The sequence below is a fragment of the Rugosimonospora africana genome (genome assembly GCF_016862975.1).
GTDB classification, from domain to species: Bacteria; Actinomycetota; Actinomycetes; order Mycobacteriales; family Micromonosporaceae; genus Rugosimonospora; species Rugosimonospora africana.
This window is the reverse complement of record NZ_BONZ01000041.1, coordinates 65473-73986: the sequence shown is the minus strand read 5'-3', so window position 1 is coordinate 73986 and position 8514 is coordinate 65473. Positions and strand designations below refer to the sequence as shown.

Annotated in this window: 6 protein-coding genes; 5 read left to right on the top strand and 1 reads right to left on the bottom strand. The window is 73.9% G+C overall.

The genetic code is table 11. The features are described 5' to 3' along the window. Nucleotides 1–141: 141 nt before the first annotated feature. Nucleotides 142–564 carry an acyl-CoA thioesterase gene (locus tag Raf01_RS22260; RefSeq protein ID WP_203919902.1) on the bottom strand — a complete coding sequence of 141 codons (423 nt, stop codon included), beginning with the start codon at nucleotides 562–564 and terminating at the stop codon, nucleotides 142–144. 134 nt (nucleotides 565–698) lie between these two features. Here Raf01_RS22260 and Raf01_RS22255 point away from each other — a divergent pair, with 134 nt between their 5' ends. The 5 genes from Raf01_RS22255 (at nucleotide 699) to Raf01_RS22235 (ending at nucleotide 8363) form a co-directional block, all read left to right on the top strand. After that, nucleotides 699–2213 carry a PI-PLC domain-containing protein gene (locus Raf01_RS22255; protein WP_239133808.1) on the top strand — a complete coding sequence of 505 codons (1515 nt, stop codon included), beginning with the start codon at nucleotides 699–701 and terminating at the stop codon, nucleotides 2211–2213. Between the two features lie 209 nt (nucleotides 2214–2422). Continuing rightward, nucleotides 2423–4153 carry a malto-oligosyltrehalose trehalohydrolase gene (gene treZ / locus Raf01_RS22250; protein ID WP_203919901.1) on the top strand — a complete coding sequence of 577 codons (1731 nt, stop codon included), beginning with the start codon at nucleotides 2423–2425 and terminating at the stop codon, nucleotides 4151–4153. 126 nt (nucleotides 4154–4279) lie between these two features. After that, nucleotides 4280–7153 (top strand): AfsR/SARP family transcriptional regulator, encoded by a 2874-nt coding sequence (locus tag Raf01_RS22245; protein ID WP_203919900.1) that lies wholly within the window; start codon nucleotides 4280–4282, stop codon nucleotides 7151–7153. A 149-nt stretch (nucleotides 7154–7302) separates the two neighbouring features. Further along, entirely contained in the window at nucleotides 7303–8202 is a 900-nt protein-coding gene (locus Raf01_RS22240) for a CHAD domain-containing protein (protein ID WP_203919899.1), read from the top strand. Continuing rightward, the gene (locus tag Raf01_RS22235) at nucleotides 8202–8363 is read left to right on the top strand and encodes a hypothetical protein (RefSeq protein WP_203919898.1); all 162 of its coding nucleotides are present in this window, start codon (nucleotides 8202–8204) and stop codon (nucleotides 8361–8363) included. The genes Raf01_RS22240 and Raf01_RS22235 overlap by 1 nt, the downstream gene beginning before the upstream one ends. Nucleotides 8364–8514 lie beyond the last annotated feature (151 nt).

The following is an 8514-nucleotide window of genomic DNA, read 5'->3' as shown; positions in this document are numbered from 1 at the left end:
GGCGGGCCAGCGCCCGGCGGGCCAGCGCCCGGCGGGCCAGCGCCCGGCGGGCCAGCGCCCGGCGGGCCAGCGCCCGGCGGGCCAGCGCCCCGCGTCAGAGGCCCAGCCGCCCGACGGGTGGGCGGCAGGCGGTTCGGCGGGTCAGAGGCCCAGCGGCTTCGGGTCGGTGGCCATGGCCCGGAACCGCTCCCCCGGATCGGCCACCAGCCGGCGCTCCCGCAGGTCGAGCAGGCCGCCGACCCCGGTCAGCGACGCCACCGGCTCGCCGTCGGGGCGGCGGTAGTCCTGCTCGACGCGGAACGTCTTGCCGGTGTCCCAGGCGAACCGGCAGGACACGTCGACCTCGTCGCCGCCGCGCAGCTCGCGCAGGTATCGCAGGGTGACCTCGAGTGCCACCGGCCCCACCCCCTGCGCGAGCAGCCCGGCCTGCGAGATGCCGGCCGCACGCAGGCACTCCCAACGGGCGTGCTCGGCATACTGCAGGTATACCGCCTGGTTCAGGTGGCCCTGGGTGTCGAGCTCGTATCCGCGCACCGTGATGCGCACCCGGAACGGATCAGCCATGGCGAACAGCCTATTGCCTGCCGCCGACATTCCCGCCAACGGCCAGATATTCACCGCGCGGTCGTTGACACCCGACACCGTCGATGGCATAGATATGGCTGACTCCATCAGCCTTCGCTTCCCGGGAGACCGTCGTGGCAGTAGCGCGTTCCTGCGGCATTCGATTCCGAGCGGCGGCGATGGCGCTCGGCGTCGCCACCGCCCTGATCGGCGGCGTGGCGCTCGCGCCGCCGGCCCAGGCCGCGTCGACCACGCCAGCCGCGACGACCACGACGAAGACCGTGGCGGCGCTGCCCGGCGACAACCTGCCGTTCGCGTCGGCCGTCTTCCGGGCCACCCACAACAGCTACTCGGGCAACCTGGACGGCGGCAAGGGCTCGATCGCCAGCCAGCTCGACGGCGGCGTGCGGTTCATCGAGTTCGACATCCACGACAATGGCTACGCGACCAACCACGACTACTCCATCGGTCACGACGCGCCCGGCGACCTGGTGGACCACAGCGGCGGCAACCCCGCGTCCAACCTGCTGCGCGACTGGTTGCAGACGGTGTCGACCTGGTCGGCGGCGCACCCGACGGCCGCGCCGCTGCTGGTCATGCTGGACCTCAAGGACGACCTGACGGACAACACCTCGTACGCGGCCGGCAACCTCGCCGCGCTCAACCGGGAGCTGACCGACGCGTTCGGGTCGCGCCTGCTGCTGGCGAAGGACGTGCCGGCGGCGCTGGGCACGATCGGCTCACTGCGCGGCCGGGTGCTGACGCTGCTGTCCGGCGACGCCGGCACGCGCACCGAGTACAAAGAGGACACCGGGGCCAATCCGGCGGTCGCCATCAACGCGCACGGCCAGGTCGTCGAGGTGCACGACTCCGGGTCCGGGGCGCTGTGGTACTGGACCGGCACGTACGGCGCCGACGGCCGGATCACCTGGCTGCGGCACGGGAAGTACGACACCGGAGTCACGCCGGCGGTCGCGCTCAACGACAACGGGCAGCTCGTCGAGGTCCACAAGTCGCAGAGCGCCGACACCCTCTGGTACCACGCGGGGCAGCTGGGCGCCGACGGCGAGATCACCTGGTCGCCGAGCCGGCAGTACGACAGCGGGGTGACCCCGACGGTCAGCTTCGCGGCCGGCAGCAGCACCGCCGTGCACGAGATCCACCGCAGCCAGTCGAACAGCCAGAACTGGGACTGGGACGGCACGCTCAACGCCACCGCGCTGACCGTCACCTGGAACAGCGCGACCCACGGCAAGACGTCCGACGCCCTGTACGCCAAGGCGGTCTCGACCCGGGGCACCATGCGGGTGTCGGTGTCCACCGGCGCCGACGGCGCCGCCCCCGCGCAGACCCTGCACTACGCGACCGACCGGGTCGCCGCAGACCGCATCCGGTACCCGCAGGACGCCTTCGACGAGTACCAGGACGGCGACTCCGCCGCCCTGGCCGAGGGCGCGCTGTTCTACGCGGCACCGGCCACCGACACCGGGTTCATCACCTCGGCCCGGCTGGCCGGCCACGTCGTGCGCGGCTGGGACTTCGACAGCGCGGGCTACGCGACCAATCCGTTGGCCAACTACCCGGCGACCAACTACCCGAACGACGCCTGGTACGTGAGCCTGGTGACCCAGGCCGGGGCGGTCAGTTAAAGCGCCTGCTGGCAAAGGCCCACCCGAACGCCCGGTGAATACCCGGCCCCCAATCCGCGAGAACTTCGTGTACCTGCGGGAACTCGGCCCGCCCGCCGAGCGGACCGGGCGGAACCGGGGTAGCGTCGCCACTGATCGGAGATCGGCCGCGGCGCCAGGCCGCGGACCGGCCGATGATCCACCTGACCCGTCGCACCGCTGGTGGGGACATGACCACGTTCACTGTGTGGGCTCCGCGAGCCGAGCGGGTGCGGTTGCTCGCGGCCGGCGCGCAGCGGGCGATGACCCGGGACGACGGGGGTTGGTGGCGTGCCGAGGTGCCGGAGGCCGGCCCGGGCACCGACTACGCGTACCTGCTGGACGACGACGACACGCCGCTGCCCGATCCGCAGTCGCACCGGCAGCCGGCCGGCGTCCACGGGCCCAGCCGGGTCTACGACCACTCCGCGTTCGGTTGGACCGACCGGGCGTGGACGGGACGGCAGCTGCCCGGTGCCGTGCTCTACGAGCTGCACATCGGCACCTTCACCGGCGAGGGCACCTTCGACGCCGCCATCGACCGGCTGGACCACCTCGTCGACCTGGGCGTCGACCTGGTCGAGGTGCTTCCGGTCAACGCGTTCAACGGCGAGCACAACTGGGGCTACGACGGCGTCTGCTGGTACGCGCCGCACGAGCCCTACGGCGGGCCGGACGGGTTCAAGCGGCTGGTGGACGCGTGCCACCGCCGCGGCCTCGGGGTGGTGCTCGACGTGGTCTACAACCACTTCGGGCCCTCCGGGGCCTACCCGCCCCGGTTCGCGCCGTACCTGGCGCAGGGCAGCAACACCTGGGGCCGCTCGATCAACCTGGACGGACCGGACTCCGACCAGGTGCGCCGGTACGTCATCGACAACGCGCTGATGTGGCTGCGCGACTACCACGTCGACGCGTTGCGGCTGGACGCGGTGCACGCGCTGACCGACCACCGGGCGGTGCACCTGCTGGAGGAGCTGACCGCCGAGGTCGAGGCGCTGTCGGCGCACCTGGGCCGGACGCTGTCGCTGATCGCGGAGTCCGACCTCAACGATCCCCGGCTCATCACGCCGCGCGAGGCCGGAGGGTATGGGCTGCACGCGCAGTGGGACGACGACGTGCACCACGCGCTGCACGCACTGCTGACCGGTGAGCGCCAGGGATACTACGCCGACTTCGGCACCCTGGAATGCCTGTCCGGCGTGCTGCGCGAGGCGTACTTCCACGCCGGCACCTGGTCGGAGTTCCGGGGCCGTACCCACGGCCGGCCGATCGACCCGCACCGGACGGCGGGCCACCGCTTCGTGGCGTACCTGCAGAACCACGACCAGATCGGCAACCGCGCGGCCGGCGACCGGATCTCCGCGCTGGTCCCCGAGTCGCTGCTGCGTGTCGGTGCCACCCTGCTGCTGACCGGTCCGTTCACCCCGATGCTGTTCATGGGCGAGGAGTGGGCGGCATCGACGCCCTGGCAGTTCTTCACCAGCCACCCGGAGCCGGAGCTGGCCTCGGCCGTGGCCAGCGGCCGGCGGCGGGAGTTCGCCGAGCACGGCTGGCCGGACGCGGACGTGCCCGACCCGCAGGACCCGGCGACGTTCGCCCGTTCCAAGCTCGACTGGGCGGAGTTGGACCGCCCGGGGCACCGCGAGATGCTGGCGTTCTACCGCCGGCTGATCGCGCTGCGCAAGGCGTGGCCGGACCTGTCGGACCCGCGCCTGGACCGGATCAGGGTGCACCACGGCGACCGGTACCTGACGATCCGGCGGGGCAGCATCGTGGTGCTGGCGAACTTCGCCGACCAGCACCGCCGGATCGGCCTCGACGACTGGCCCCGCGACGTGCTGCTGGCGACCGAGCCGGGGCTGGTGCTGATCCGCAGCGCGGTCGAGCTGCCGCCGCAGTCGGCCGCCGTGATCCGTTGCTGAGCCGGCCGGCCGCCGGTGCCGGTCGCCACCGTCGTGGCCGGCGGCGCATGCCGGCGCGGATCCCCCGGTAACTACACTCCCGGGCAGGCGTCGTCGCCGGGGGGCGTCGCCACCGGGGAGGAATGCGTGCAGTTCCGCGTGCTGGGTCGGGTCGAAGCCGACCACGACGGCGAGCCGGTGCCACTGGGCAGGCGCCGCGAACGGTGCCTGTTCGGGGTACTGCTGCTCGACGCCGGCACGCCGATCCCGGCCGAGCGGATGGCCGCCCTGCTCTGGGACGACCAGCCGACCGCGACCGCCCGCGCCGCCCTCAACACGCACATGTCGCGGCTGCGCAACCGGCTCGACCCGCACCACGACGGCTCGCTCGGCATCCGGCTGGTCAGCCGCAACGGCGGCTACCTGGCCGAGGTGGATCCGCAGCGCATCGACGCCGCCCGGTTCCGGACGATGGTCGAGCGGGCGCGTACCGTCGCCGATCCGGTCGAGCGCGCCGCCCGGCTGCGGGAGGCGCTGGCGCTGTGGCGGGGACCGATACTCGCCGACGAGGCGACGCCCCGGCTCCGCGAGCGGATCGGGGCCGAGCTGACCGAGCTGCGGATGACCGCCACCGAGCTCATGGTCGACGCGGAGCTGGCCGGCGGGCGCCATCAGGACCTGGTGGGCGAGCTGGCCGCGCTGACCGCGGAGCACCCGTACCGGGAGGGGCTGGCCGCCCAGCTCATGCTCGCGCTGTACCGGTCCGACCGGTACGCCGAGGCGCTGGCCGCTTACCAGGGGCTGAGCGAGCGTCTCGCCGAGGGGCTGGGAGTGGCCCCGGGCGCGCAGGTGAGCAAGCTGTACACCGCGATGCTGCGGCGCGACGTCCCGCCCGGCGTCCACTCCGCCAGTCAGATTCCCCGGCGGCCACCGGCCCGGGAGACGGACCGGGCGCCGTCCACCGGTCCAGAGCGGGTGCCGCGGCAGCTGCCGGCCGCACCGCCCTGGTTCACCGGCAGGGCCGACGAGCTGTCCACGCTCAGCAAGGCACTGGCATCCCCCACCGGCGGGGAGACGGTACCCATCGTGGCCATCGGGGGATCCGGTGGCGTCGGCAAGACCTGGCTCGCGCTGCGCTGGGCGTACCAGAATCTCCACCGCTTCCCCGACGGGCAGCTGTTCGTCAACCTGCACGGCTTCGATCCGTCAATGCAGCCCACCCCGCCGGCCACGGCGATCCGCGGATTCCTTGACGCCCTGGGCGCGGCGCCGTCGACGATCCCGGCCGACCCGGACGCGCAGATCGGCCTGTACCGCAGCCTGATGGCCGGCCGGCGGATGCTGATCGTGCTGGACAATGCCCGGGACACCACCCAGGTGACCGATCTGCTGCCCGGTTCCGCGACGTGCACGGTGATCGTCAGCAGCCGTGACCGGCTCACCGGTCTGGTCAGCCGGCACGGCGCGGACTGCCTGTCGCTGGACGTGCTCGGCGAGGCCGAGTCGTGGGATTTGCTGGCCCGCAGGCTGGGCGTCCAGCGGCTGGCCGAGGAGCCCGACGCGGCGGCCGCGCTGCTGGCCGGCTGCGGCGGCCTACCGCTCGCGCTCGGCATCGCCGCGGCGCGGGCCGCGACCCAGCCGGCCTCCGGGCTGGCCGCGATCGCCGAGGAACTGCGCGACACGACGACCCGGCTGAGCGCTCTCGACGAGGACGACGTGCAGGCGAGCCTGCGCGCGGTGCTGTCCTGGTCGTGCGCGGCGCTCACCGAACGCCAGGCGGAGGTGTTCGCCCTGCTGGGGTTCGCCGCCGACCCGGACATCAGCCTGCCGGCGGCCGCCGCGCTGGCCGGCCTGCCGGCCGCCGAGACGATCGGGGTGCTCCGGGCGCTCGAGCGACGGTCGCTGGTCCAGCAGCACACAACCGGGCGCTGGCGGATGCACGATCTGGTCCGGCTGTACGCGGCGGAGCAGGCCCAGGTGCTGCCCGCCGACCGCCGGAGCGCCGCGATAAGCCGGCTGGTCAGCTTTTGCCTGCACACGGCGTTCGCCGCCGGTCAGCTACTGGATCCGCACCGGCCGCCGATCGCGCTGGCCGACCCCGTCGCGGGCGTCGACCCGCACCCACTGCCGGACGAGGCCGCCGCGCTGGCCTGGCTCGACGCCGAGCACGGCTGCCTGCTGGCGCTCCAGCAGCGGGCCGGCGCCTGGGGCCGGCACCGTGAGGCGTGGCAGCTGGCCTGGACTCTCGACCCGCTGCACGGGCGGCGCGGACACTTGCACGACAACGTTGCCTCGTGGCAGGCCGGGCTGGCCGCCGCGCAGCACGTCGGCGACCTGGACATGCAGACGCTGGCCCACCGGCGGCTGGGCAACGCGTTCGTCCGCGCCGACCGCTTCGGCGACGGCACCGACCACCTCGGCCACGCGCTGGAGGTGGCCGAGCAGGCCGGCGATCCGGCCGGCCAGGCGCCGACCCACCTGGCGCTCGCTCTGGCCTTCGGGCAGCAGGGCAACGACGAGCGGGCGCTGGAACACGCGAGCCAGGCCGGCCGCCTCTACCGCGGCCTCGACAACCCGGTGCGGGAGGCCATCGCGCTCAACATGGTCGGCTGGTACCTGACCCGCCTCGGCCGGCACGACGAGGCCCGCACGAACCTGCGGTCGGCACTCGCCCTGTCCCGCCGTCACAGCTTCCGCGACACCGAGGCAGACACCCTGGACAGCCTGGGCTACCTCGCGTACCGCGCCGGACAGCACGCCGACGCCGGGGAACACTACGAGCAGGCCCTGACCCTGTACCGCGACCTCGGCAACAGCTACGGCGAGGCCGACACGCTGGAACGGCTGGGCACGGCGCACGCCGCGGTCGGCGACCACGCCCGGGCGCGCGGGTCCTGGCGGTCGGCGATCGAGCTGTACGAGGCACAGCGGCGGGCGAGCGACGCTGGCCGCCTCCGGCAACGGATGCGCGACCTGGACGCCGCCCCGGTCACCGACGTGCCCGCGAGCGGCGCCGCCTGAGCGCGGCGCGTCCGGACTGCGTGGTTCCCTAGCGTCGTTCGACAGCCTGGTTCGGCGCCCTGGTTCGGCGGCCTTGTTTGACGGCCTGGTTCGACCGCGTTGTTCGGCGGCCTTGTTTGACGGGCGCGGGCGCGAGGGTACGCGACGTCATGGCAACGACGATCGAGATCGAACGCAAGAACCGGCGGCCGAAGGACTTCACGCCGGCCCGGGACGCGTCGGAGCCCGCCCGTACCCTGGGCGCGAAGTGGCAGGAGCCGGGACGGCGGCCGGAGCCGGCCGGTACCGGAAACGCCGGCGCGGCCCTGATTCATTACCTGACCAGGCAGCGCGACGCGATCCTGAGCACCGACCCGGGCGTGCGCGCCGGTGACCCGCACGCGGTGCACGACATGCGGGTGGCGACACGGCGGCTGCGCGCGACACTGCGCACGTTCCGTCCGGTACTCCAGCGCGACGATCGGCTGCCGCGCGACGACCTGCGCCGGCTGGGCGAGGAGCTTCGCTGGCTGGGCACGACGCTCGGGGCGGTGCGCGACGGCGACGTCCTGGCCCGGCGCCTGGACGACGCGGTGGCCGCGCAGGTGGCCGAGTCGGTGGTGGGCCCGGTCCGCGCCCGCATCCGGGAACGGCTGGGCACGCGACGCCGGCAGGCACGCGACGACCTGGCCGAGGCGTTGGACAGCGAACGGTACGGTCAGCTGCTGGACCGGCTCGGTGCCCTGGCCGACGCCGCCTCCGTCCCGGTCACGCGGGCGCGGCTGCGCCGGCTGACCGGCAAGGCGGTACGCCGCGCCGAGCGCAGGCTGGCCGCGGCGAACCGGGTACGGCCCGGACGCACCGGTACCGGGCCGCTGCGCCCGCCGCCGGCCGACAACCACGACGTCGCGCTGCACGAGGCCCGCAAGGCGTACAAGCGGGCGCGGTACGCGGCCGAGGCGCTGGTACCGGTGGAGGGGCGGCCGGCGCGCCGGCCCCGGCCAAGCGCCTGTCGGCGCTGCAGGACGCGCTCGGCGCCCACCAGGACGCGATCGTCACCGGTCAGCTGATGCGCGACTACGGGATGCGCGCGTACCTGGACGGCGAGAACGCCTTCACCTACGGGCTGCTGTACGCCGCGCAGCGGGAGACAGCGGAACGGGCCGTGGCCGACCTCCCCCGGATCCGTCACCGCGCCGGCCGCGGCAAGGTCCGGCGCTGGCTGGGCTGATCCCGAACCGGCGGCGCGGGCGGCACGGATGCCGGGGACGTTTCCGCCGTGTGTCCTGGATTACGGAATCCGCGGGCCCGGTCGCCGTCGGCCCGGACCCGTGCGACGATCGTTCGATCTTCGCCCCCGGGGTGATCGACGTGCCGGAAAC

Bases quoted from the DNA above. Each gene is read 5' to 3' on its own strand.
- Raf01_RS22235 (WP_203919898.1), top strand. From the start codon at position 8,202: ATGCGCGACTACGGGATGCGCGCGTACCTGGACGGCGAGAACGCCTTC.
- treZ (WP_203919901.1), top strand. From the start codon at position 2,423: ATGACCACGTTCACTGTGTGGGCTCCGCGAGCCGAGCGGGTGCGGTTG.
- Raf01_RS22260 (WP_203919902.1), bottom strand. From the start codon at position 564: ATGGCTGATCCGTTCCGGGTGCGCATCACGGTGCGCGGATACGAGCTC.
- Raf01_RS22240 (WP_203919899.1), top strand. From the start codon at position 7,303: ATGGCAACGACGATCGAGATCGAACGCAAGAACCGGCGGCCGAAGGAC.